Annotated in this window: 31 protein-coding genes and 1 pseudogene; 14 read left to right on the top strand and 18 right to left on the bottom strand. The window is 43.0% G+C overall.

Annotated features, from left to right (window positions below):
• Nucleotides 1–80 precede the first annotated feature (80 nt).
• Together GN241_13405 and GN241_13400 are read left to right on the top strand one after the other, a co-directional pair.
• Nucleotides 81–1,049 carry a cupin domain-containing protein gene (locus GN241_13405; protein XAT58264.1) on the top strand — a complete coding sequence of 323 codons (969 nt, stop codon included), beginning with the start codon at nt 81–83 and terminating at the stop codon, nt 1,047–1,049.
• Complete coding sequence (locus tag GN241_13400) at nt 1,050–2,186, top strand: epoxyalkane--coenzyme M transferase (protein XAT58263.1); 1,137 nt, start codon at nt 1,050–1,052, stop codon at nt 2,184–2,186. It begins immediately after the preceding gene.
• Between the two features lie 255 nt (nt 2,187–2,441).
• On the opposite strand, the gene GN241_13395 is transcribed toward GN241_13400, so the two are convergent.
• Entirely contained in the window at nt 2,442–3,260 is an 819-nt protein-coding gene (locus GN241_13395) for an SDR family oxidoreductase (GenBank protein XAT58262.1), read from the bottom strand.
• A gap of 410 nt (nt 3,261–3,670) precedes the next feature.
• Between GN241_13395 and GN241_13390 the strand changes: the two genes are divergently transcribed.
• On the top strand, nt 3,671–3,973 hold the full coding sequence (locus tag GN241_13390) for a hypothetical protein (protein ID XAT58261.1): 303 nt from the start codon (nt 3,671–3,673) through the stop codon (nt 3,971–3,973).
• A gap of 226 nt (nt 3,974–4,199) precedes the next feature.
• Here the strand turns inward: GN241_13390 and GN241_13385 are convergent, their stop codons facing one another.
• From GN241_13385 to GN241_13375, 3 genes are all read right to left on the bottom strand, one after another.
• Entirely contained in the window at nt 4,200–4,733 is a 534-nt protein-coding gene (locus GN241_13385) for a cytochrome b/b6 domain-containing protein (protein XAT58260.1), read from the bottom strand.
• 430 nt (nt 4,734–5,163) lie between these two features.
• Nucleotides 5,164–5,481, bottom strand: a complete 318-nt coding sequence (locus GN241_13380; protein ID XAT58259.1) for a type II toxin-antitoxin system RelE/ParE family toxin — start codon at nt 5,479–5,481, stop codon at nt 5,164–5,166.
• On the bottom strand, nt 5,471–5,713 hold the full coding sequence (locus tag GN241_13375; protein XAT58258.1) for a type II toxin-antitoxin system ParD family antitoxin: 243 nt from the start codon (nt 5,711–5,713) through the stop codon (nt 5,471–5,473). The genes GN241_13380 and GN241_13375 overlap by 11 nt, the downstream gene beginning before the upstream one ends.
• Nucleotides 5,714–5,931: 218 nt before the next feature.
• On the opposite strand from GN241_13375, the gene GN241_13370 reads away from it, so the two are divergent.
• Together GN241_13370 and GN241_13365 are read left to right on the top strand one after the other, a co-directional pair.
• Nucleotides 5,932–6,150, top strand: coding sequence for a hypothetical protein (locus GN241_13370; GenBank protein ID XAT58257.1), 219 nt, complete (start codon nt 5,932–5,934; stop codon nt 6,148–6,150).
• A 3-nt stretch (nt 6,151–6,153) separates the two neighbouring features.
• On the top strand, nt 6,154–6,432 hold the full coding sequence (locus tag GN241_13365) for a type II toxin-antitoxin system RelE/ParE family toxin (protein ID XAT58256.1): 279 nt from the start codon (nt 6,154–6,156) through the stop codon (nt 6,430–6,432).
• An 89-nt stretch (nt 6,433–6,521) separates the two neighbouring features.
• Here the strand turns inward: GN241_13365 and galE are convergent.
• Nucleotides 6,522–7,898, bottom strand: a pseudogene (gene galE, locus GN241_13360) (UDP-glucose 4-epimerase GalE).
• An 86-nt stretch (nt 7,899–7,984) separates the two neighbouring features.
• Between galE and GN241_13355 the strand changes: the two are divergent.
• Both GN241_13355 and GN241_13350 read left to right on the top strand, forming a co-directional pair.
• Complete coding sequence (locus GN241_13355) at nt 7,985–8,125, top strand: hypothetical protein (GenBank protein ID XAT58255.1); 141 nt, start codon at nt 7,985–7,987, stop codon at nt 8,123–8,125.
• Between the two features lie 211 nt (nt 8,126–8,336).
• Nucleotides 8,337–8,903: a tyrosine-type recombinase/integrase gene (locus GN241_13350; protein XAT58254.1), complete on the top strand. Its 567-nt coding sequence runs from the start codon at nt 8,337–8,339 to the stop codon at nt 8,901–8,903.
• A gap of 8 nt (nt 8,904–8,911) precedes the next feature.
• Here the strand turns inward: GN241_13350 and GN241_13345 are convergent, their stop codons facing one another.
• The 5 genes from GN241_13345 to GN241_13325 all read right to left on the bottom strand — a co-directional run bounded on the left by GN241_13345 (nt 8,912) and on the right by GN241_13325 (nt 13,122).
• Nucleotides 8,912–9,136, bottom strand: coding sequence for a toxin-antitoxin system HicB family antitoxin (locus GN241_13345; GenBank protein ID XAT58253.1), 225 nt, complete (start codon nt 9,134–9,136; stop codon nt 8,912–8,914).
• Nucleotides 9,133–9,561: a putative toxin-antitoxin system toxin component, PIN family gene (locus GN241_13340; protein ID XAT58252.1), complete on the bottom strand. Its 429-nt coding sequence runs from the start codon at nt 9,559–9,561 to the stop codon at nt 9,133–9,135. The genes GN241_13345 and GN241_13340 overlap by 4 nt, the downstream gene beginning before the upstream one ends.
• Before the next feature lie 222 nt (nt 9,562–9,783).
• Nucleotides 9,784–11,313, bottom strand: a complete 1,530-nt coding sequence (locus tag GN241_13335) for a tyrosine-type recombinase/integrase (GenBank protein ID XAT58251.1) — start codon at nt 11,311–11,313, stop codon at nt 9,784–9,786.
• 412 nt (nt 11,314–11,725) lie between these two features.
• Entirely contained in the window at nt 11,726–12,256 is a 531-nt protein-coding gene (locus tag GN241_13330) for a cytochrome b/b6 domain-containing protein (protein XAT58250.1), read from the bottom strand.
• A gap of 89 nt (nt 12,257–12,345) precedes the next feature.
• On the bottom strand, nt 12,346–13,122 hold the full coding sequence (locus GN241_13325) for a hypothetical protein (protein XAT58249.1): 777 nt from the start codon (nt 13,120–13,122) through the stop codon (nt 12,346–12,348).
• Between the two features lie 155 nt (nt 13,123–13,277).
• Here GN241_13325 and GN241_13320 point away from each other — a divergent pair, with 155 nt between their 5' ends.
• The 3 genes from GN241_13320 to GN241_13310 all read left to right on the top strand — a co-directional run bounded on the left by GN241_13320 (nt 13,278) and on the right by GN241_13310 (nt 15,035).
• Nucleotides 13,278–13,778 carry a hypothetical protein gene (locus GN241_13320; GenBank protein XAT58248.1) on the top strand — a complete coding sequence of 167 codons (501 nt, stop codon included), beginning with the start codon at nt 13,278–13,280 and terminating at the stop codon, nt 13,776–13,778.
• Between the two features lie 98 nt (nt 13,779–13,876).
• Nucleotides 13,877–14,149: a hypothetical protein gene (locus tag GN241_13315; GenBank protein XAT58247.1), complete on the top strand. Its 273-nt coding sequence runs from the start codon at nt 13,877–13,879 to the stop codon at nt 14,147–14,149.
• 595 nt (nt 14,150–14,744) lie between these two features.
• Complete coding sequence (locus GN241_13310; protein ID XAT58246.1) at nt 14,745–15,035, top strand: hypothetical protein; 291 nt, start codon at nt 14,745–14,747, stop codon at nt 15,033–15,035.
• A 3-nt stretch (nt 15,036–15,038) separates the two neighbouring features.
• Here GN241_13310 and GN241_13305 read toward each other — a convergent pair whose 3' ends face one another.
• The gene (locus GN241_13305) at nt 15,039–15,776 is read right to left on the bottom strand and encodes a hypothetical protein (GenBank protein XAT58245.1); all 738 of its coding nucleotides are present in this window, start codon (nt 15,774–15,776) and stop codon (nt 15,039–15,041) included.
• A 283-nt stretch (nt 15,777–16,059) separates the two neighbouring features.
• Here GN241_13305 and GN241_13300 point away from each other — a divergent pair, with 283 nt between their 5' ends.
• Both GN241_13300 and GN241_13295 read left to right on the top strand, forming a co-directional pair.
• A complete protein-coding gene (locus GN241_13300) occupies nt 16,060–16,251 on the top strand; it encodes a hypothetical protein (protein ID XAT58244.1) in 192 nt (63 codons plus the stop codon).
• Between the two features lie 662 nt (nt 16,252–16,913).
• Nucleotides 16,914–17,489: a tyrosine-type recombinase/integrase gene (locus GN241_13295; protein XAT58243.1), complete on the top strand. Its 576-nt coding sequence runs from the start codon at nt 16,914–16,916 to the stop codon at nt 17,487–17,489.
• Nucleotides 17,490–17,656: 167 nt separating this feature from the next.
• Here GN241_13295 and GN241_13290 read toward each other — a convergent pair whose 3' ends face one another.
• The 3 genes from GN241_13290 to GN241_13280 all read right to left on the bottom strand — a co-directional run bounded on the left by GN241_13290 (nt 17,657) and on the right by GN241_13280 (nt 19,885).
• Entirely contained in the window at nt 17,657–19,021 is a 1,365-nt protein-coding gene (locus GN241_13290) for an exodeoxyribonuclease I (protein ID XAT58242.1), read from the bottom strand.
• A complete protein-coding gene (locus GN241_13285) occupies nt 19,021–19,308 on the bottom strand; it encodes a hypothetical protein (protein ID XAT58241.1) in 288 nt (95 codons plus the stop codon). Before GN241_13285 ends, GN241_13290 begins: the two co-directional genes overlap by 1 nt.
• Nucleotides 19,309–19,411: 103 nt before the next feature.
• On the bottom strand, nt 19,412–19,885 hold the full coding sequence (locus GN241_13280; protein XAT58240.1) for a hypothetical protein: 474 nt from the start codon (nt 19,883–19,885) through the stop codon (nt 19,412–19,414).
• 402 nt (nt 19,886–20,287) lie between these two features.
• Between GN241_13280 and GN241_13275 the strand changes: the two genes are divergently transcribed.
• Both GN241_13275 and GN241_13270 read left to right on the top strand, forming a co-directional pair.
• Nucleotides 20,288–20,659 (top strand): hypothetical protein, encoded by a 372-nt coding sequence (locus tag GN241_13275; protein ID XAT58239.1) that lies wholly within the window; start codon nt 20,288–20,290, stop codon nt 20,657–20,659.
• Nucleotides 20,660–20,670: 11 nt separating this feature from the next.
• Nucleotides 20,671–21,054 carry a hypothetical protein gene (locus GN241_13270; protein ID XAT58238.1) on the top strand — a complete coding sequence of 128 codons (384 nt, stop codon included), beginning with the start codon at nt 20,671–20,673 and terminating at the stop codon, nt 21,052–21,054.
• Between the two features lie 191 nt (nt 21,055–21,245).
• Here GN241_13270 and GN241_13265 read toward each other — a convergent pair whose 3' ends face one another.
• The 4 genes from GN241_13265 to GN241_13250 form a co-directional block, all read right to left on the bottom strand.
• A complete protein-coding gene (locus GN241_13265; GenBank protein ID XAT58237.1) occupies nt 21,246–22,130 on the bottom strand; it encodes a hypothetical protein in 885 nt (294 codons plus the stop codon).
• Between the two features lie 4 nt (nt 22,131–22,134).
• On the bottom strand, nt 22,135–23,142 hold the full coding sequence (locus tag GN241_13260) for a hypothetical protein (protein XAT58236.1): 1,008 nt from the start codon (nt 23,140–23,142) through the stop codon (nt 22,135–22,137).
• 116 nt (nt 23,143–23,258) lie between these two features.
• Entirely contained in the window at nt 23,259–23,393 is a 135-nt protein-coding gene (locus GN241_13255; GenBank protein ID XAT58235.1) for a hypothetical protein, read from the bottom strand.
• Nucleotides 23,393–23,572 (bottom strand): hypothetical protein, encoded by a 180-nt coding sequence (locus GN241_13250; GenBank protein ID XAT58234.1) that lies wholly within the window; start codon nt 23,570–23,572, stop codon nt 23,393–23,395. The genes GN241_13255 and GN241_13250 overlap by 1 nt, the downstream gene beginning before the upstream one ends.
• Between the last annotated feature and the right edge of the window lie 21 nt (nt 23,573–23,593).

Genomic DNA, 23,593 nt, shown 5'->3' with positions numbered 1-23,593 from the left:
CGTTCTAGCCAGGTTTGACCCCTTTATGAATGCGCTTCTGCTACAGCCCTTATAATCTGATGGATCAAGGATAAATGATAATGACGCCGAAAGAGATGGAAAAAAGGATCGTAAGATATGGGGATTTGATCCCCTGTAAAACCGCCTTTATCGATGCCCATACCCCAGGTTCGGATCAAAAGGAAAACTTCACCATTATTGGTGGGGGGGTCTCGGAAAGCGCGGATCAGCATGTTCATATCAATATTCCGCACGGGTTTAATATTGGCGCTGCCGGGCAGCCGCCCAAATGCCGTAACTCACTGCATTCGCACCGCACAGCCGAGGTGTTTTTTGTGCTCTCGGGTCGGTGGAGGTTTTTTTGGGGACGTTGGGGCACCGCAGGTGAGGTGGTTCTTGAGGCAGGAGATATCATCAACCTGCCGACAGGTATTTTCAGAGGGTTTGAAAATATCGGAACCGATTATGGAATGATCATGGCGGTATTAGGCGGCGATGATGCGGGTGGAGGCGTGATTTGGGCGCCGCAAGTGATCGAAGATGCCAAAGATCATGGGCTTGTTTTATCTCAAAAAGGTAAGCTTTATGATACAGCCCAGGGGCAAAGCCTTCCCGCAGGGGACATCCCGATGCCTGTTTTAACGCCGCAAGAGCTTGTCGCATTTCCTGAATTGTCAGTGCAGGATTTGGTGCCAAACCACGTTGCACGTTATTGGGATATGGTCGCCTTCGCGGATCCCGCGCCGGCAAAAATCATTGGCGAAGGCGCGATGCTTCCGGATCGACCAGGGTTTGAAGTTGAGTTTATCACGCAATGCACCCGCTTTGAGGATCTTGAGAGGTTTGATCGAGCGGATGTCATTATGCCCGTGCGCGGGCATTGGCGTTTGCATTATGAGGGTGGCAGCACGGTGCTTAATCCAGGCGATACAGCTTCGGTTCCTGAAAACATGCCGCATCGCTTGGCGCCAGCGATGAGCGGCGCTTGCGCGGCCTTTCGGATCCGCAAAACTGCAGACCCTGCTGGGCCCACTTGGAAAGGAAATTAAATGAAGATTGCAACAACGCATGTCGGGTCTTTGCCGCGCAGCCAAGCTGTTGTGGATTTTATTTTTGCCCGTGAACATAAACAATCCTATGATCAGGTGGCATTCGACCGCACCATGCAGGAGGCGGTTCTTGATACGGTTCAAAAGCAAGTGGATGCCGGCATATCCATTGTATCGGATGGGGAGACGTCAAAAATTTCTTATGCAACCTATGTCAAAGATCGCTATACTGGTTTTGATGGCGATGGCCCGCGCAATGCGCCCGCGGATTTAAAGCAGTTTCCAAGCTTTTTAAAGCGCCTGGCCGATGATGGTGGCACACCGCAATATGCGCGCCCTATGTGCGTGGGGGATGTGAAATCCAAAGGCCAAGGCGAGTTGGAAAAGGATATCGCCAATTTAAAAGGCGCGATGGCCGCCACGGGGGTAGAGCGCGGATTTATGAATGCCGCTTCTCCCGGGGTGATATCGTTGTTTTTGCAAAATGAATATTATGCGAGCCGTGAAAAATATCTGGAAGCTTTAGCCGAGGCGATGAAGCAGGAATATGAAACGATTGTGGCCTCTGGTCTGGATTTGCAATTGGATTGCCCGGATTTAGCACTATCACGGCATATGTTGTTTCATGATCTCAGCGATGAGGCCTTTCTAAAAATAGCGCAATCGCATGTTGAGGCATTGAATTATGCGTTGCAAAATGTACCGCAAGAGAAAGTACGGGTTCATATTTGTTGGGGAAATTACGAGGGACCGCATATCTGCGACATCCCAATGTCAAAAATGTTTGACACGCTGATGGCGACCAAATCGCGCTATGTCTTGTTCGAAACCTCAAACCCGCGCCATGGGCATGAATGGCAAGTGTTTGCAGATCGTAAAAATGATATCCCAGACGATAAAATCTTGGTGCCAGGCGTCGTGGATACCACAACCAATTTTGTGGAACATCCCGAATTGGTGGCAGAGCGGCTGCGGCGGTTTTCGGGGATTGTTGGGCAAGACAGGGTGATCGCCAGCAGTGATTGCGGCTTTGGAACCTTTGCCGGTTTTGGGACGATCGATCCTGAAATTGCCTTTGCAAAACTTACGGCCCTGTCTGAGGGGGCGCAGCTGGCATCAAAAGCCGAGGGGGGATAGGCCCAAGCAGCCCCGGCGCTGATCCGCGTACAGATTATCTTATGTCTTGGCGGTTTCCCGTCCGATAGGGCTTCGCTATATCCTCGATTGGGTCATCATCGCCCCCTGCGCAACTCAAACTTTCAGTGGGACTTTGGGCACTTTGGGCAGGCCCTCAATGGTTCTTTAGGCCGCTATGAGATTTATGTTTCTAAGAGGGTAGGGGGGCTAGGCGGGTTATTTAAAACCTACAAGCTGCCTCTGCAGCCCTTTGGGCTAAAGGGCCAAAGCATCGTTGGGCGTTGGCGGCGCAAAGGAATATCCACCCCAAACCGATTGATCGAAATGGATCACCGATCCGGTCATCATGCCGCTATCGTCTGATGCTAGAAATGTAACGGCCTTGGCCACTTCTTTTGGATCTAACAGCCTGCCAAAGGGCATTTCAGCTGCTGCCGCGTCTAGCCAGTTATCTTCAGCCCCGTGATATTCGCGTTGGATACGATCTTCCCCATCCGACGCCATCCAGCCAATATTCAACTGATTGACCCGAATATTATTGCGCATCAAGGCATATCCAGAATTGCGCGTTAAGGTCGCCAATGCCCCTTTGGAGGCGCAATAGGGCGCGATAAAGGGCTGACCTGCCATCGCTGAAGCCGAACCAATATTTACAATTGAGCCTTTTATATTCTCGCGGATCATCACTTTTGTGCTTTCTTGCATCAGAAAAAACGGCGCGCGGGTATTGACCGCGAACATACGATTGAAAAGATCTTCGCTGGTATCCAGTAAATTTCCGCGATCCGTAAGACCGGCAGCATTGACCAAGATATCGACCTGCCCAAAGCGCGTATCGGCCTCGGTTACAACATTTCGGCAATCCGCAACGCTTTCAAGATCAGCTTGAATAAACACCACTGGAACGCCCGTGCTTTGGGTGATCTTTGTAGCCACTTGGCTGCCGTTTTCAGCGTTTCGTCCGCAGGTCAGAATGGCCTTGGCACCGGCTTGGGCAAATTGCCAAGCGATTGCAGCACCCAAGCCTTGCGTTCCCCCGGTAACGATGGCCACCTTATTTTCTATTCTATTCATTTTATGGCTCCTGCTGCTATTTGGTAAAACGTTAGGGATAGAAAAGCGCCGAATGTTTCAGACATTCAACCCTAAAGATAAGATATGTATCACAAAGAGCTGATGAAACCCGGAGGATGTCCGCCAATATCGCGCGCTACTCCGTTTCCCTTTTTGGCAGCGTCTGGGGCAAAACCCGATATCTATTGTGACATAATACAAACGCTCTAATCCCTGTCTCAAGGTCAAAATGCCTAGGTTGAAAGCGGGGAATGAGGCCCGATTAAACAAAATGAAGGAAAGATAGTATGAAGGTTAGCGGAAGCTGTTTTTGCAGAAAAATCAGCAGTCAGGCTGAGGTTGCGGATTATATGATGGTCGCTTGCTATTGCATCCATTGCCAAATTTTCTGCGACGCCCTATAGCGCGCTGTGGCGATTGCGCGGGCGGATACTGTTATCATTGACGGAGATGTTAATGAGTTTGTAAAAACGGCCGAGATTGGAAATCATCGCATTCATGCGTTTGACGGCACCTGTGGATCGCAGATGTTTGCGACCGATCTGGATAGGTCGATGTTTAATATTCTCATCGGGTGCCTGGACCAGCGCGCGCAAATAAAACCCAAGAGGCATATTTTCGAAAGCTCCGCATTGTCTTGTGCAAAAGATCTCAAAAAGGATAAAAGGCTGGAAAAAGGACTGCTCTCTGATCTGATCAATCCTTTGCAATAAGCAACCGCGGCCGAGCCAACCGGCAGTTATTTCCAATGAATTATGCCCAGCAAGAGGCGTGGTTCAAGCGGGTAAAGTGCTTTGTTTGCGAGCTGGGCGCAGAATACTTGTGGTTCATTCGCATCCCGAGCGCTTCCCCTTAAAATTTTTCTCTGAATGCGGGTCCGCATGCGCGGCGCTGTCAACTTTTGCAGCTAGTGCTCGATCTGTTGAGAGGCCTTGCTCTTTACCGATTTTCAGCGCCGCCTGCCTCCCTCCAAACGGGCACCATCGAGTTCCAAACACCATCCCTTTTAAAGCAATGAAATAGTGCTGCAGATACATGGCAGGCTATGAGCCAGTAGCTCGTTGTCACTGCTAATTCGTGCACAGCTATTATACCCTCAATCAGCAAGCCATCTTTTATGCCAATCCAATAAATGACACCAACAAAGATGCCGGAAATAGCGATGGTGGCTAGTGAAACATACATTCCCAAATGCACTAACCGAGCTGCGAGTTTTTGCATTGGATGTGTCTCATCGGGCAGAGATGATGATTGTGTTTTCCTCATGTAAAGAAAGCGAACGGCGAGAAGCACTAACATTATTGTCGCAAAAATAAGCTCGAAGCGCAGAAGCGAGAAATCTGCAAGCTGAGTTATGTCATCCACCTGCTTGGCAATTCCATAGGCAAACAACGCTACAAAGCCCCAATGAAAAACTTTCGCTAACGTGCTGTAATTTGCTCGATTAGGTGTTTTAGCTGCTTCGTATACCACTTCTCTAAGCTCCGCTTATTACTAGAAACAGCTTAGCGTCAGCATCGCCAAATCTACACCGAAATTTTGTGTACAAATTGTGTATAAGGAAATAGAAACAACATGTTGTTTTAGATGGCGTTATTTGAAAGGGATACGCAATATATTGTGGAGGTGGGTACCGGAATCGAACCAGTGTACACGGATTTGTAAAGAAATTATTCAATCTAAATTATTGATAATAAGTATTTAATTTCACAAAATTTAAAATGTGTATCAGAATGTGTATCTCGGTGTGTTCCGCGCTAGCACAAACTCCCTGTTCAACACGGTGATTGTGCTGGGGAGCATTCTGACACACAGGGCGCAAGAATTTTAAGGTATCCCCCAAATTGAGGGCTATGAATCACGCATCCAACTCCGCCTCAAGTGGATTAATGGTTCCTCAGCTCTATTCTAAGCTGTGTAGGATTGTTATCCAATCTTGCTTCGCTCCTAACACTCTCAATATGACAATAGCCTGTGCGTCAATTCGGTAAACGATAATATGTTTTGCACATGGAAAAATGCGCACAGGCGGGTTAAACTCTAATAGTTCACGCGCTTGCTCTGGCATGAAGGATAAATGGACAAAGGTATCTTCTAAAATTTCAACGTACCGATCCGCTTGGTGTTCAGACCATGTCTGATAAGAATAAAACCAAATGTCTTCTAAATCTTTTTCTGCCTGGGGTGTAAGTAAATATTCCGAGATTTTTTTATCGGACATATTTTTCTTTCATCCTATTTTTAAAGGTCGCTAAATCAAAAGGTTCCGGCTCACCGCTTTGTATGCCTTTTTCGATTTCCAACTGTAGCATTTTGATAGCAAATGTGCGCTCTTGATCCTTTCGGATGAGATGTCGCAGATAATCACTACTATTGCTAAACGTTCCGTCCTTTAGGTGCTCCTCAATCCAATTTTTCATTGGATCCGGGAGCGAGATATTCATTGTCGCCATAGGGATGCCTCCTACCTTGACTGTGAATTGAATGGCAAAGTCTGTTAACTATTTTGGCAATATTTGTCAAGTGAGTGGACTGTGTACATTCACGCCACCCCAAAAAGGACAGATTATCAAATCGTTTAGTTAAACTACCAGATTTTCATCTGAGCGCAGATTATACCAACGTTGCATTTTGCAACTTTTTGCGACATAATGGTACACAGGAAATTTACATGCCCCAATCCGTAAAACTATCTGATGAGCTGATTAAACAAGCCCGCCACTATGGCGATGTGTACCATCGCTCAACAGCCAAGCAGATCGAATACTGGTCGACAATTGGGAAAATCTCAGAAGAGAACCCTGATTTACCGTACAGCTTTATTAAAGAGATCCTATTGGCGCAGCGCGAAGTTCTCAGTGGTGATGTGACGTCTTACAAGTTTGGATAAAGCATGAAAGTCCTCCAGTCTCGGCAGTTTGCGAAATCCGTAAAAAAACTACACGCCAACCAGAAGGCAGATTTGGACAAGGCAGTACAGCTGCTCATTCAGGACCCACTCATTGGTGATCTTAAGTCTGGAGATCTAGGAGACGTCCGCGTCTACAAATTTAAAATAGTAAATCAGCTAAACCTTTTGGCTTACAGCTATGAAGATGAAGTTTTGACGCTTTCGCTCCTTGCCCTCGGCTCTGATGAGAATTTCTATCGAGACCTCAAGCAGGCTTTATAAATTTAGGTTTAGGAAAGGCACCCATCGATAGGACACGTGTAAGTCAAAATACGCGTGCAAAATCTCAGCAAAATTCACGTAAAAAATGGTCAACGGCCTCTGATTTCATTTTGCGCAGCTTCTGCCAAAAAGCCCGACCGAGACAGCCCCCGCAATCGAGCCGCAGCATCGATGGCCTCCACAATGCCTTTGTCTAAACTTAAGTTGACCCGTACCGAGCGATTTTTCGCCGTCACGAGTGGCACTGCAATAAGATATGAGCCGGACGCGAGTTCTTGAGCAACTGAAGGGTCACTCGCGATCTCATGTACCTGTCGTGCATGTGGCTGCACCTCATCTTCAAGGTGCAGTAGTAGCGCTTCAATTGCGTTACTAATAATATCTTCTTCACGATCTGCTGCTGAAAAGCATCCCTCCACGTCGGGAAACCACAAACCGTACCTACTTTACTGATTTTCCGAGAACCCTGTCGGATTTGAACTCTGCCAACGCCATGTATCTTTGCACATTTCGACTATTCCACGTGTTGCTTTAAATCCAAGTATATCAAATGCTTTAAAAGCTTCAGCCCATACAGCGGGTGCATCTCCGGGTCGGCGTGGACCAATTTTGTACCTTACAGTCTTGCCTGATTGATTTTCAAATTCTTTTACCATCTGCAAGACTGAAAACCCCTCGCCAGTACCAATGTTTATCGCTTCAAAAATTTGAAGATTGTAGATTTGTTCCACTGCTGCAACATGAGCCTGTGAAAGATCTACGACGTGGATGTAGTCTCGTACCCCTGTTCCATCTATTGTCTCGTAGTCATCACCAAACACTTGCAAGCATTCTCTCCGACCTACCGCAACCTGGGAAATAAATGGCATGAGGTTGTTTGGGATACCGTTCGGATCTTCGCCGATGAGACCCGAGGCATCTGCGCCAACAGGGTTGAAGTATCTCAATGCGACTGCATGTCTCCCTTGCTTCGCATTTGACCAGTCTTGTAATAAATTTTCTCCCATGAGTTTGGTGCGGCCATAAGGATTAATTGGGCTCAACGGATGATTTTCGTCACACGGTAAGTATTGGGGCTCGCCATATACAGTCGCGGAAGAAGAAAAGACAATATTGGAACAGTCTGCTCGTTCCATCACCCCCAGCAATGTTGCAGTTCCTCCAACGTTGACATCATAGTATCGCTCTGGCTCGGAGACACTTTCACCAACTGCCTTTAAGCCAGCAAAATGAATAACAGCATCTGGTTTGAATTGATCAAAAATTCCATCGAGGGCATGCACATCCCGCACATCACACTGGCTAAATTCAAGAGTGCGGTTCGATAATCGTTGAACTCTTGCCAACGCCTCCTCATTTCCATTGTAAAGACTATCCACGACCGCGACGTCATGACCGGACCTTAACAGCTCCAGGCATGTATGACTGCCAATGTACCCTGCACCACCTGTGACTAAGACTTTCATGCCATGCACCATAGATCCAGGGAAAAGTTCGTGTTTTCAAACATTATACATGGTCTTTCTGCTCAGTTTCGCAAGGGCCGCAAAGCATGCAAAAAATTGCACATAAATTCTCTAAGAGCTATTATGATTATTTGAACACAAGTTCAATGCTGCGTGGATGCTCGGATAAGCTGAACGACAGCGTCCGAAATCTCATGAAATGTGCATTATATGAGATTATCGCGTAAGTTATTGATTTTATTTATGTATGCAGCAGCACCTCAAGTTATGTCAAAATCAAATCTCACGATTTGTATTTAATCCAAACAAAACATGAGATTTTGGCCGAATTGGCCTTTTAAAATAAAGTGTTTCTTTGAGCAGAAACCGGTCGCCCAACCCAAACCTCAGACTTTATAGTGTTTATAGCGAGAAGATGAGATTTGAGGGTATTACGCTATGAGACATGCACAGACACTGAATGAAGCCCAGTTTCGCAAAGTTCTAAACTACTGTCGCACAAGACGGCACGCCAATCGTGACACAGCCATCTTCATGGTAAGCTTTTTTGCGGGACTTCGTGCTAAAGAAATAGCTGCACTTAAATTGGGTGACATGTTTGATGCCGAAGGTCGTGTGCGTGAGCAGTTTACACTTGAAAGTGATCAAACCAAAGGGGGGCAGCGGCGCAGCGTGTTCATAAACAAACGTCTCGCAAAAGCACTCGACGATTATGGGCTAGACAAAAACCTAGGGAACTTAGATCGTGCGCTTTTTGAGAGCCAAAAAGGTGGTCACTTCTCTGCCAACACCATGTGTCAGCTGTTCCTCGACATTTACAAGGCCTGTGGGCTAAAGGATGCGTCCAGCCACTCAGGGCGCAGGACTTACATCACACGCTTAGCAAACAAAGGCGTCGGCGTGCGCTTGCTAGCAGCTCTCGCCGGACATTCGCATATCTCCACCACTCAGAGATACATTGATGTTAATGCAGATCAGATGAAAGAGGCTGTCGAGCTGCTTTAAAATAAGGATCATTGTTCTCGCTCAAAGCGATCTAACTTATCCAGCAGCTCTAAGCCCCGTTCAGCAGAACCGGTTGCAGCCATGCGGCGATACCGAAGTTCGATGTCATTTTCTGTTAAAGCTTGCGCAGTCAATTGTTCAAACAACTTGTTTAAACTGATGCCGCGTGACTGCGCCATCGCCTTCAATCGTTGATGCTGATCCTTTGGCAATCGTAACGTAACAACGCTCATTCTTTCCTCCAGGTTTCCATAAATGTCGCAGCTGTAGCCAGTGTTAGAGCTGGGAACTTAAGATCCATACTCGCAAAGTCTCGTATATTTTGCGTGATTATGTATTCCGCATTACCTGCTATCGCCAAATCAACAACATGGTTATCAGCTTCATCGCGCAAGTTTGGCCGCCACGTGTAATAAATCGGCACCCATTGGGTCACACTCAAGAACGCCGCAAATAGGTCTTGCCGTTCCCCAGTTGTTAGCTTGCTATTGCGAAACAAATCTTCGCGTGACAGCACATCTTCCATCTCGGCAAACAGGGCGACCCCAATTATAGGCTGCACCTCACCCTGCAAACATAGCCTTAACACCGCACGGGAGGCACCGCCGTCGCGCAACATTGCTCCAACAATGATGTTAGTATCAAGGACAACTTGCATCCACTATTGATAGCACATACGACATCACATTGCCAATGATATTTTATAGGTACCTATCAATATCGCATCAATGAACTGCTACATTGGTTCAACCGCAGATGAAATGAAAGAGGGAGTGGGTGTGTGCTTACTTGCAGCACTTGCGGGTCATTCTCATATCTCGACCACTCAAAGATATATCGATGTCAATGCAGACCAAATGAAAGAGGCGGTCGAGTTGCTTTAACTCAGCAGTTTAATCATAGCATCTTCTGAAAGGCGTCCGTCTTCAAAAGCTGTGAGCGTGCGCAAGCGTAAGTCTTCAGCAAGCTCAAACCCTCTTCGCTCTGCTCCAACTGCAATCAGCAGAGCTTTTTCTGACAGCTTGCCAGCGTCAAAAAGATCGAAGGCTTTCTCATGCGCAGATGCTTTAAGGACAGCAGGTTGATCTGAAGCACTTGTAACTTGCACAGGCGCTGTTGGACTAGCAACTTGCGCCTTTTGCAGCTCTCGGTCGCCCACGGCTTGTGTTGCTGTCTTTGCCGGCTTTGTGACGGTCTTTGTTGCATTACGCTGCTCCTGCTGATCCCGCCCTGAATGCAGACCTGGGTTCATGAAGGGCGACAGTTTTGAGTAGAAACGGTCCAACACGCCCGTGCTGTTGCCCATCTGCCTGCTGAGAGCATGGGTGCTGATGCCACGCTGAAGATCCAACGTGGCGTAGAAATGTCGCCAGCTGTAAAGTGTGCGCTTTTTACCATCGGCGCCGTATACGATTTTGAGAGACTTAAGCAGCGTCTCAAAATTACGCGAAAGGTTGGGCCGTGCTGCCCGCTCGCCGTAGCGGGTGACAAATACATACTCTTCGCATTTGCTCTCAATCACCTCATCTAGTGTTTTGCCCTTGAGATTGGGATTGAGCTCCAATTGTCGCTCAAGGGGCCTAATAGCGCGATCCCTTGCTATTAATGGCCTCTGACCCGTTTTGCCCGCTACAAACAGCCCCAAATAGGTCTGATCCTCTTCTTTGATCCACAGCAGGTTTTTCCATTTGAGATTCAGAGCCTCAGTCCCATGCCGCATGCCTGTGTTGGCAAGAATCAGCACGTAGTTGCGCAGTACTTCACGTGTGGCCTGCGTATTGGGATTGTCAGACGCCTTGTGAAACGATCTCAGTGCCTCATAGATGGTTTTGTACTCTTCTTTGGTAAAGCTGCCGCGGCTTTCTGTCTTAATACCGTCATTAATGGGCTTTGGGCGAATGGCATGCGTGATCCAGCCACGCTGCTCTGCTTCATCCAACACCCTGTTGAGTGCTGTGTTATGCGTGTTGATGGTACTGTGATGCGCCTTGCGTCCCAGCTGCTCTGTGCGCCACTTGCCAAAGTCCACCAAAGCTTTGGCATTGATATTGGCCACATCATAAGAACCAAAGAATGGAATGAGATATTTGTCGAGCGCAGTGATATAATCTTTGTATACGATATGACCGCTTCCTGAGCGCAGTTCTTCTTGCATCCTGTCTCGTGCAAATTCAGCCACTCTGCGAAACTTGCGCGTGCTTTGCGGCAGGTTGTTTTTAAGGCGGTCTTCAGATGTATAGAAAAACTTCATTGCGGCTTCAGTGGCGCGTTCTAGGCTTTCTGTCTTGGTAGAAAATCTATGCCAAGAGCCATCAGCCAATTTAACCCGTGCTTGCCACTTTGCACTGCCAGGTCTGGTATCCAGTCGAATGTGTTCGCTGACTTTGATGGTTCTATTGGTCTCCTTCATAAACTAAGTGTACGATCAAAAGTCTCAAAGGAAAACGAAACTTTGCAGCAGCAATTACTGAGTTTCCAAAATCTTTGCAGGCAAACAGTAGAAAAGTGCCGTGCGAGCAGAAATTGCTGGAAAACACTGCAACTGCGATCACTGTGTTCAACACGGTGATTCTGTTCATACATACACAGAAAACTGTGTATCGCCTGTGTATAAGAAATTTTTGAGGAAAAAGGCGGCTAAGTGCTTGATTTTATTGGAGGCGGGTACCGGAATCGAACCGGTGTACACGGATTTGCAATAAATCTACATCAAATTTGTTCCTTATCTATCAGTATATTGCTTGTGTATTAAATCTTTGTGTACAAGTTTGTGTACGAAAGGTTCGTGTGTTCTATAAAGATACTTATTGGGTTTTTCCTAACTATTCAATTTTTTTGGTTTCTGTTTCTTTCCATACAGGAACCATTGAATTCCATACGCCGTCATTTTTGAACCTATGACAGACTGCCGCTGCTATATGTAAACCTATGAGCCAATAGCTTGCTGTGACTGCTAGCTCGTGTACGGTTATTATGCCCTCAATGAGCAAACCCTCTTTCATCTCCATCCAGTAGATGCCCCCAATTAAGATACCAGAAAGGGCTATTGTAGTTAGGGATGCATACATCCCTAAATGTACTAACTTAGCTGCAAGTTTCTGAATTGCGGACGTCTTCTCAGGTAGGGAAGAGGTTTGTGTTTTAGTCATGTAAAGAAATCTTACGGCGAGTAATAAAATCAACAATGTGGCGAAGACGAGTTCAAATCTAAGAAGAGCAAAATCTTCAAGCTGACTTATGTCATCAACCTGTTTGGCAATTCCATATGCGAATAAAACGACAAAACCCCAGTGAAAAACTTTCGCTGTAGTGCTGTAATTTGTGCTTTTGGCTGTTGTGTTTGTACCGTCCATTGTTTTCCCAAACGCCCTTTAATCTTCATCAATAAGATGAATCTGTTTTACATCCGTGTGCACAAATTTGCATAGAAATCTAAATTTTTTCATGGAAAAATGCCTTTAGCTGCATTCGCTATGGCAGTCTTAGCCAACTTCTTTTTGCGACTTACAGTGGTGGATAAAAGATAGATTTCATACTCAGCCAAGCCGTCTTGTTCAGCTCGTGTTGCCTCACTTATTTCTACTTTTAAGCCCACTTTGTCTGCCAGCTGCACGTTAGATAACTTCTTGCCAATAGCCAGTGCTTCACGCTCCGCTTCAATGATGTCAAAAGCCGATTTTAAACTCTCTGCTTTAGCTGGTTTAGTAAGGCTGTAGCGAGCATTCGAACGTGCAGGGTTCCTTGTCTGCCTACCTCTTTCAAATGACAGCTCTTTGCGAAATATGTTATCCAAAGCTTTGTCGATTTGCTTGCGAGTTAAGTTTTTGGGGATACTGATTAGAAGACTGCTAACATCATCAGCAGATTGTTTTGCAGCCTCAGCATCGTCTACCAGCATTACTTTTGTTGCCGCTACTGGCTCAGAGAACAGGTATTCACCCATAGTTTCGGTATCGTTGGCTTTTCTGCGCCACCAGTTTGCGAATGCTTTGTATTTGTCTCCGTCGCAGCGAACTTCACCGAAGTCGGCGAATACCTGCTTCAACGGGCTATCTTCGACTTTGGTACAGTCTGAAGCGCCAGCGCATAGTGCCAAATATTCCTTGTTGAGCGTTAAAGCCAGCCACCAAAAATAGTATGGAGATTGCTCAATTTTATGAGCAACTGGGTTTTTGTAGCTCCCAAAGGTTGGATGCTTTGAGATGAAAAATCGCTTCATTTAAGTTGCCTTTGCGCTCCTCAGGTTCGCTCCCAATCTATCAATTTTTTTCTATCAGCCAACAAACTCCTTAATCGCTGACAGAAGACCGTGGGCACCATGGCATGCTAAAAAGGGTGTGCCAATGACGGCATTTAATTACAAAGGAAAACAAAATGGTACTAACAGTTAAAAACACAGAAACAGTCACTCAGGACCATAATTTTAAAGGTTCATCTTGCAACTCACCAAATTTATTGAGCTTTGATGTATTGTTAACATTCGAAGAAATACTGGAAGATGGAGAGACCCAATCTCACCTCAATGCAAAGTTGAAAATAGAAAGCTCAGAAAGGTCTCAATTAAATAAACTGATGCAGACTATTTCTGGCTTTTGTCTAAAGCATGACTTGCCTCTAAATAAATTGGCAAAAATTAGCACTTGTGCTGACTGGAATTTCTGGGAAACAGAAACAGGCAACCAAGCAAACTTTATCAAAGCAACAAACGGTAAAATCTATTTTGGAAATCGTCAGGACCTGAATGATTTTGAAAAAGCTTGGATGAAATTCGGTTTTGGTGCGAATGTGCAGTGTATGAATATGGACGAGTGGGTAGAATACGTGATCTCAAAGGTATCTAGCGATACCCCAAGTGCGCATCATATCGAAGTCTAATATTTAATTTTTGATCTCTTTTCGAGAAATCAAAGGTTTCAACTGTTTTAGCTATATTAATAGCGCTCCGTGATAAATAACTGTGAACGGAAAAACAGATGTACTCCAGTAAAAAAGACAAATTCAATACTGACCTGCTGAAGGCAGAATTAGCCAAAGCAAAAGAGCTTGGAAAAGCCATAAAGGTGGACGAGCTAACTGCCTTTGATAAAGCCAATATTGAATTGGTTAATCAATACAAAGACGCCGTGGAAGTTGCTGCGTTCAGAGATCAAATGAAACGCATTTGCGAACTAGCTGGCATCAATTATGAGCTGGAAAAACAGAGCTGGTGGGCAAAGTACCATCAACATAAAGACAAACGGGATTAAGGCTGGCACGCCAATTGTTATAATGCCGTGGTGGCGTACTTTGAAAACGTCATCATAATCGAATTGCTCGTTATTCGCTTCAGCAGACACCCAGTGGGGTGCCTTAAAGTTGCAGGACTGATCCTGACAAAATTTCTGCTGAGAGGAATGGTGGTAAGATCGAAAGATCTGAACAGGAACTTAAATTAAGAGTTCCTAGTGAGAGGGATACAACGCTTGGAAACAAGTAACCCTCAAAGGTGTAACAGTTGCTCTGCTTTTTAAGTATCATCAGCCTTCCACATACGGCGTTACATCTTGCGTAGCGTGGCACAGTAAATGGGGTGATAGCGGAACCTACCCAGCCTATAAGGTGTGTGTGTATGTGGATGGTGCAAGGCCTCAAGAAATGAGCTCCATACTGGCGCCCAAAAGGGGCGTTGGTATGACTTCCCACCTAAGAAATGATCTCCATATTCAATTATATAAAATAAATAAAAACTATTTGAAAAAGAAAATGCAAGTGATGTTTGCGAAGCAAACTGAAACTTGCTGCTTGCTGTCAGGCAAGCATATCAACTGACCCAATAAATAACTTCATAAGAGGAGTTATCACATGTCATTTATCAAACACGCATATAAGGAAATAAAAGCAATTGATCCAAGTATTACAACAGATCAATTCAGCACCAATTGGCTTAACAAATGCAGTTCATATTACAGGTCATATAAAGCCAGTGACAGAGATATGACACTTCATGCGATTATGTGTTTGTTGATTAATCTTTCAAACAAAGCGGATGCATTACGCAGGAATAACAACCAGAAATTACTTCATGCAAAGGCAGATCAATATGATCATTTACGTGAACATACAAAAACACAAATTGGTTACTTGATCAGATAGCCCTTAATACTTGCCAGGGAAGGTACCCATTGATGCGTTTTTAGCTAAATTACGTGCCTTCTGCAGGTATCTTTTAAATGCACGTTTTTGGTCTTCATCTGGGTTTTCATTTGCTAAGATTTGTTTTGCATATTCAGCAACAGCAAAGGGGATAAGTGGTCTCGAGTACTTGTATTTACGCTCTATAATCAGGTTATCTCTGGATTTAGCCCATGTATAAAAGTCAACTGCGGTTTTGCTCGTGCGTTCACGGTTGTGCAATTCAACATTATCAAGCCAATAAGAATAACATCTCAGCATCACACGAACATTGGGTAAGTATTTTAAAAATGCCTGTTCATACCTATCTGACAGAGCAAACTTGCCTTGGCTGATTTTACCCAGCTTGGTTCCTGCTTCGTGCTGCTCAAGCAGTTGCTCAATGTCTTTGAGAGTTTGTTTAGGCTCTTTGTTGAGTGGTAACCTGATTAGCAAAGCATGCTCATCTGTGGGTGGTATTTCACCATGGTCAAGAACTCGGACACCAGCGTCTACAGCAAAGAGCAGTCTCCAAGTAGCGCCGCTCCACCATTCGCCAAATTCTTGCGCATAAAATTCTCCCCACTCTTTGTAATGGTTATAATCCACGTCAATTTCTGGATCTCTATGAGCTTGCTTGAGGAACTCAAACCACAATCGATACGGCTCAACCTGTCTTGCAGGTAGATAATAGGTGCCATCGCCTGACCATTTTTTAAACAATTTAACTCTCTCCCGAAGCAAAGTGAATAGGTCAACCTTACCAGTTAAAGGCGTATTATGTCACTTAAGTCAGGCCTGAATTGTGTTGAATCTTATTGCCATCCACACAGTTAATATTCGATAGGATTTCCTATGGGCGCATTCGAATTTATAAGTTCGGACAGGACCGTTGGACAAGGTAATCACTCGTCTTGTCACTTATTTTATTGATAAAAAAGTATATATTTTACCTATTGAGGACACAGAGTTTTCAACATTTCCAAACATCAAATAGGAGACTAAAATGGAAAATTTAAAAAAAATCGTTCTGTCAGCAGACGTAATTATCGAAGAGCTTGGGGAAACGAGCAGCGCCGGTTTAGTTGGGTCGTATAACTCTTTCGAAAATTTTGTAGAGAACGCTCAGTTCACCTGCATGGAAGACGCATTGTACAGCCTTTACCTAGCTGGCCTCGTTGATGGTTGCGTAGCTTAAAACATAAGAGGGCAAAATGCAGAAAAATTACAGAACACTTAAAAAAATCGTAATGAAGGAAGGAGGAAAGGTCGTTGAGATTTCACACCATAGGAAAATGCAAAAGCTCCAAATTGAATTTGGAGGTGCAGTTATGGGTTATAATTTTAGCGTATCAAAGCATTGCAATTTCGATACATTAGTTCGTGGCCAGATCCGTAAATTAAAAAAACGAGCGAGATAAATTCAGCAAGGCGTATCTACATTTGGTACGCCTTGTATTTTCAAAAGATGGTGGCTCTTTTAATAAAATCGCATCGACTGGCATCAAATCCGAAATTAACGTACTGATATGAAGACGTCAGTTCATGGATTAAAAAAGAAACTCCGTCGAGAACAGCACCATGAACAGTGGCTTCGTAAAAACCTCAAAAGCTCAAAGCAGCACTGGGAATGTCGTAAGAATATTTTGAAGCTCAATACGAAAATTCGTGTAGATCTTCAAAAGTAATCTCGCCAGTAAAATCAACACCAAAAAATATGTTATAGAATATACAATCTATAACATCTTTGTCTTCCAGTAATGATATCAACTGGTTAAAATTTTGCCTTTTTCAGTCGGATTTCAAAATATATGACTTTATAATGTTTGATAGCAAAACCAAACATTTAAGGGTCCCTAGATGAAACAAGCCAAGCTATTAACTGAACCAGAATTTCGACGTCTTACTGCCATCGTAAATTCACTGCGTTATCCAACTCGCAATCACACAATAATAGCATTGAGCTTTTATGCGGGGCTACGAGCATGTGAGATTGCGGCCCTCCGTGTTGGTGACGTGTTTGATGAGTCTGGTGGTGTTAAAGACACCATCTACCTAAGCGCAGATCAAACCAAAGGATCTGACAGTGGCAGTGTTTTGGTGAACAGCAAACTCCGAAGACAGCTGCTGAAGTTTGCCAAGCAATACCCCGTACATACCAGTAATATATCAGCACCGCTGTTGTTCAGTGCTAAGGGTGGTGGCTTTACCGCTCAGACCATAGTGAACCTGTTTAAGAGGTTGTATAAGATGGCAGGCATAGATGGCGCCAGCAGTCACAGTGGACGACGTCAGTTTGTTACACAATTAGCTGACAGAGGCATCAACGCTCGCCTGGTTCAGGTGCTAGCCAGACACAAGCATCTGAGCACAACACAACGCTATATTGATGTGAATGAGAATGCTTTGCGTAATGCAGTGGAATTGCTTAATTAGAGGTGCGAACGGGCAGGAGCTTACAAGGATAATGGCGTTTGATTTTTGAACTGGTGATAGCTGGCCTTATCCTAATGGTGATCTACTGGCTGTTCAAAACAGGTGCCGCTTGGTGGATCATAGGAGGTATTATTTTGCTCGGTCTACTCCTAGCCTATAGCTAATGCTCAGACGGCTACTGAATTAATCCTAGCCTGATAAAACTCTCGCCAATTACTCTCGTCAATTTCTGATTTTAATTCATTAAGGCTGGCCCAGATATCTTCTGCAGTTGTCCATGGGGCATCATCCATGGAAGTGTTCCATCGCCTTTGAATAAATGCTTTAAATGCAGATCTTTGCTCATCAGTCAAAAGCTCTGGTGCGTAAAAAGCGATCAACCTCTTACCTAACTGTTTTAGGCGTTCATCAGTGAAATCGTTTATGATTGAAACTCGTTCTGGCCAAGATGCAGTTTGAAACTGTTCGAGTAATTCTTTGTCAGAGTTACCATAGAACCCTGAGTAAATTCTTTCTTCCACTTCTAAGTTAGTTTGCTCAGTATCGGCATACCGTTTGCTTAAAACTTCAGAAACAAGGCTTTGTAATTTGTTGGCCTCTTTAATGGTTTCACAAAACTCAAGCATCTCTTTTGAAGGGTTCTCTATCACTCGAAAAGTTTCAGATCTGTTTACAGCTAAAGTTCGGATTTTCTTGGGTGTTCCTTCAATTGCTTCAGAAACAGAAAGTTTGGATGCCTGAGAGAATTCTTCAGCTTTGTTAAGTTCGAAATCTGCAAACCCGATCGAGTTTGGGTTATCTTTATTACTACCACAGTAACATCCTTGATAAGTCTTCGGCGCATTTCCTCCAAACCGAAGCGTAACTTCCATTGGAAGAAAGCTTTTCAGTGAACTGGAGGTGATAGTTTTATCACCCGCTTCGACAAGCTTTTTGAAGAGTTCGGGTGCACCATCTCTTATTTTTTTAAATATAAAAATGGTCGCTTCTACATCGGCCAAAGCATCATGTGCATTTTCGTGAGCGAAGCCATTTGCAGGGGCTAAACGATCAAGTTTAAAGCTAGTGTTTTCATTGTCAGAAACTGGCCAAGTTAGAGTGCCAGGTGCCTCTGCATGGGTAGCAAAAACCATTTTCATAACGTCCAACCGGCTATTCCCATTCATCTGGGTGGCAAATATTTCTGGCTGTAGGTTTTGGTAAAACATTTGACGCATCATGGGTTCGTCAAAGGCGATGGTGTTATAACCCAGCCAGCAAGCTGGCGCCCAATCTTTCGTAAATTTCTGTAAGGTTTGAGCAAACTCAAAAGGAGTTGGAAGGTTTTTATTGATGGCTTGCTCAGGCTTTATATTGGTGACGTGTAAAGCAATCGGTGAGGGAAGTATGTGAGGAGCCGCCTGGCACCTTATATCTACACGATCAACCTCGTTTAGATGTTCGTCAGTAACGATTGCCGCAAATTGCAACGGATGATCAAACGCTGGACTAATGCCAGTAGTTTCGAAGTCATAGAAAACATAACGGGACACTAAAAAATATCCTCAGATTGGCGGCATTGGTTCAGATTACAAAGATCTTTAATTGCTTCTGTAACCATGAAGGGGTTTTGTTCTTTTGATATCAATCGATCTATTTTTTCAGCAAACTTACCTGCTGCTTTGGCTCCTTTAGCTCTTCCTAAGATGCTCTGTAACAATACTAATACCATGCCTTTTAGATCGGATTTAAAACTAATCTTCCTGTCCAGAAGATCTTCGGCGTGTACCGAGTACTTGCTTGACCAGACTTGGAGTTTTCTAATGCGGGCAAATGACAAGAAGTTCGGTTCCCAGTCGAAAATAGACAATTGGTTATGACATACACCAGAGTTTGTGGTTTTAGGCCTCCAGAAAAGTGTAAAAAGCAACCCCAATTACAACTTATAAGAACTCATAGTTTTCTATATGGATGTTCCATGTAGTTCTTTCTTCGTCATTTAAGCCATCGATCAAACTTTTGAACCCATCAGTCCACCCCCCGCTGAGATATGATACTCCTATAACAGATAGTTTGAAGTTATTCCCTAAGCTTGTGAAGTGCTGTTTGACTCCTGCTCTTAGTGGCACTTTCAATGTATCATTTATAGAAATATTTAGACCAGATCGATCTGATAAAAATTCTAGAGACACCGAACCTACTTTTGGTTTGATAGGGATTGCAATGCCCGTTCCATCATATTCGTCAGTCGTATCATAACCTACAAGGTCTAATTTAAATTTTGACCAATCTATATTCTGTATTTCTGATGTCACTTCATCAGAGTTCAAGTTGCGGTATGTGAAAGATTCATCATCATGTTTTAGAAGACCGCTAGTTTTAAAATTGACATCAACAAGAGCTTTAAATTTCGGCAATTGTGCCTCCTTCAATCACGTTGCTTTGTTAATTTTTGATACGAAACTGTATCTTAAGTCAAATTATTTTATGTATAATGGGATTCTGCTAATGAAAGATATTCCAGTTTGATGACGACATTGGATTAGCTATGGAAGCACACTCTGGATTAGAAGCATATTGGGTGAAAAAAATTCCTAAATAGATATAAAAGCAAGCTATTCTATTTTGACTGAAGCTTATATGCAGGTTTGATCCAAACATAAGAAGTTGAAGAAACTTTTGAACAGCGTACCACCAAAGGCTACTTTAGAACTAACTCGAAACGAATGGAGCGATGTTAGCTTGGCATTTCGTTAAAAATGTTGATCTCTTGTGTTCGTTTGATATTTAATGGATCCGAAACTGCAGGGGGATATAAGATGTCAGAATTAAAAACTTTAGCGAAACTTGTCAACGAAGCGCTAGCTGAAAATCTCGGAACGATAGCTGAAAAGGCCTCCAAAGCGGGCAGAATTAAGTTTTTGACTGGAGACGATGAGAATGCATCGGCAACATTTTTTTTCGCCATTGAGGATGACGATGACCCTTCTTTATATTTCGAGGTAAGAATTTCATCAGATATTTATCAATATTCTGAAGAGGACGAAGGAGCCTTTAACATGCAAAGAAACTTTTTCAGCAACCAAGCCAATGCAGCCATTGAGAGCCTTCCGGATGAACTACAATCGAAAGTTAATTCGTCCTTTGAAGACATTTATGTTTCTATTTATTTAAACGACCAAATGATCTAGAAATTCAAGCTATGGCAGACTCTGGTCACATAGACAGAACTTTATTGAAAGAACTATTTTTAAGCTCGCCGTCGGAACTTTTTGATGTTTTAGAAGATATTAACAATAAATTAAGAGAGAAAGGAATGATTGTCTCTCTTTGTGGAGATCACGAGGCTGAAGCCGAAATCAAGATACAAGTTGGTCAAAAAGGTAATTTTTATCTGATACTTAAAGTAAATTCTCTGGAAGTGGGAAACTTAAACCGACATGTGGCCAAGCAGATTAGTGATTACGTTACTTCCAAAATTTGCGATGCAATTGACCGAAAAAATCTTTCATTAGAAGATTTGTCGTTAGGCGTTAAAGTTTGCGTTAACGGCGATGAGGTTTACACACCTCCTGAGTTTCCATAGTGAAAAAAGTCATGATCAGGTCTGTGGAGCAAACCGCAGGTGTATAAACTACCAAATTCAATATCCATTGCATCCGCCAGTATGTCTGAACCCAAGCTCAAGCATAAAATGGCGATCAATCTATTGCGTTCTAAACAAAACGCTAAAATTACTCCCATCCTGTTTCAAACAAGTGCGATCTGACACCGAGGTCAGAAGTATTTTTTTAGATCAATACTAGTTTTAATTCTTTTAAAATAATGATTTACAGGGTCTGACATTGAAATATCCGGAGCATACACTCCATAAAATTTATATAGTGTTTGACCAAAGGTATTTTTTTGGTGTGCAAAAACAATTCGTTCAGGATCATCCTCTGCCGGCATTGGATGTGGTGTTTTATCTTTTCTAAATTGAAGAATTGAGCCGGTTTCTTCATTAAATTCATTTACCCAATCTGCATTAGGGTAAAGCTTAGGGAACCATACAATTTCATGAAAATTATCTATTGTCCAAACAGCTCTTTGATAATGCCCTTTTGTATAACCAAAAAGGCGCAGAACATCTCTATGGTTTAATAATGCAACATTATCCTTAACATTTATTATTTGTTGTTTTATAAAAGTCTCTGGAAGATATTTTTCTTCATAGTTCCAGGAAATACTATTTCCCTGACTAATTAAATTTTGTTTCCTATTTCGTATGTATTGTACAAAATCATCTATCTCTTTATTGAGCACTTCAAGTTTCTTATCAACCTTTGTATTGCCCTGTTCCACGAAGATAGCAATTCTTTGACATTGCCAATCTGTAGCCTCTAGGATTTCTGCATCTCTTTTTATATCAGAAAGTTTATGGTCTTGGTTTCCGTGCTGTCCTTCGTCAATTTCTAAATATAACCTAAGTGATGGAAACGCTAAATCTGCAAGATAATGTCCTTCGTTCTTAGGTGGTTTGATATACTGCTGGCAGACATATTCTATATCTGGATCGTTTAATAAATGAATAACTCTGGTGATGACATAAAGCTCCCACCTCTTGCCAGAAATTTTTTGAAAATTTCTGGTCACATAGGTTTCTTTTGAGATAGAAGGCATATTATTACTCTAACCTGATATTTTTGGAATTCATTAGTTCTTTAAAGGGTGCCATATGCTGAATACCCCAAAAATTACTTAAACATATCTCTGCGTCTGCAAGCTTCAGCACCATATCTTTATTTGTAGCAATATCTTTTCTTTTGCTACTGACATAAAATCTAATTGTGCCAATCCCGCTGCGATGAATATCCATGATTTCTTCATAAGTCTTCCAGGCTTCATACTGACCTTTACGACTTCCATCAAAATCCTTGTCGAAAAAGTATTCCTTAAATTGTTCTAATGTAAGTTTCGGATTTTCATTCAGATAATTAGTTATAACACTATAAACATATTGATTTTTTGGTAACATTTTTCCAGAAAATTTAAATTTAGTTTGGTCATTTTTTTTCTTATCAGACTTAGAAATTGCAGTTACAGTTGCCTCTTGAATACTTTTATCAACCTTTTCATTAGATATTTCTAAATCTTTTCGACATTCCCCAGAGAAATTTGAAATCAATTTATATATTTCATTTTTATCTTCATCCTGAATTTCAACAATCTCACCATCTTCAGCGTAAACTTCATTTAGTTTATCAAAAATCTTCTGGAATGCCTGAATTACCTCATCACCAGCAAGCATTTGCAATCTAATTAGTGGGAATGGCAATCTATTTATTTCTTTTTGAGTTAACTGGCCATCGATAAGCATCTCACTGGTTATATCTAATATTTTTTGGTAAATTTTTACTTTCTCATCAAAGACTCGTTCACTCTTTTTAGATTCTTGTTCAATTTCGGTTTGCTTGTTAAGCAGGAACATAGTTAAAATTACTACAAATATTGCTCCGAATGAAGATCCAATAACTCTTGCAGCAATGCCATCTTCAATTAGCTCAAACAAAGGAGCAAATCCTATTGAAACTGCAAATGCTATAAGCAATAGAGCTAGTAAGGTTTGCCAGCCCTTTCGTTGCGTTTGGTCTGCGGTTTTCTTCACATTATGGCCTTTCGGCTTTTCATTCAAAGAGCTATACCTTCTTAAAACATAAAATTTTTTAAGGCTCAAGACATGACAAAACGTGACTATAGAAGAGCTAGTGATACTTTATATTTCAATTAGTAAAATGCGATAAATGCGTTTCAGCGTGATTGAAAATCGAAAACCGCTCTGATGTATAGATGTTCGTCAGTAACAATTGCCGCAAATTGCAACGGATGATCGAACGCTGGGCTAATGCCAGTAGTTTCGAAGTCGTAGAAAACGTAACGGGACACTAAAAAATATCCTCAGATTGGCGGCATTGGTTCAGATTACAAAGATCTTTAATTGCTTCTGTAACCATGAAGGGGTTTTGTTCTTTTGATATCAATCGATCTATTTTTTCAGCAAACTTACCTGCTACTTTAGCTCCGTTAGCTTTTCCCAACATACTTTTTAACAAAACTAAGGCCATAACGTCAACAATTACAAAGGC

Source organism: Rhodobacteraceae bacterium IMCC1335 (genome assembly GCA_039640495.1).
GTDB lineage: Bacteria > Pseudomonadota > Alphaproteobacteria > Rhodobacterales > Rhodobacteraceae > Thalassovivens.
This window is presented reverse-complemented; position numbering and strand designations above follow the sequence as displayed.